Source organism: Streptomyces sp. SID11385 (genome assembly GCF_010548245.1).
In the GTDB taxonomy this organism is placed as follows: Bacteria; Actinomycetota; Actinomycetes; order Streptomycetales; family Streptomycetaceae; genus Streptomyces.
The window spans coordinates 1-402 of sequence record NZ_JAAGLR010000203.1; the positions used below are offsets into that span (position 1 = coordinate 1).

1 pseudogene is annotated in these 402 nt (G+C 78.6%); it reads right to left on the reverse strand.

The annotated features are described in order from the left end of the window. Positions 1-402, reverse strand: a pseudogene (locus tag G3I42_RS06325) (hypothetical protein); the annotation flags it as partial.

Consider the following 402-nt stretch of genomic DNA (forward strand, 5'->3'; position numbering starts at 1 on the left):
TGCCGCCGCGCAGCACGCCGACGAGCCCGTACAGCAGGACCCCGCACCCCGGCGCGGCGAGGCGCCAGCGCACGTGGCGCCCCAGGAACTCGCCCGCGAGCGTGGCGGCGCAGATGCCGGCGGCGTCGGCGGGGACGAGCAGGAGTCGCGCGCCGTGGACGCCGCCGCCGAGCGAGGTCGCCCACGTCGCGGCGTAGGCGAGGAGCAGGAAGAGGAGGTACGCGGCGACGGTCCACACGAGGACGGGCAGCGCCGCGACGGCGATCTGTCGCGTGCACGGGCGCACCATCGTCGCGCGCAGCGCGTCGATCCCCGCCGCGCGGTCCCTGCCGCCCGACCAGCAGCCGGCCGCGAGGGCGAGCGGGAGGCCGACCTGCGCGGCCGCGAGGTGCGTGAACTCGG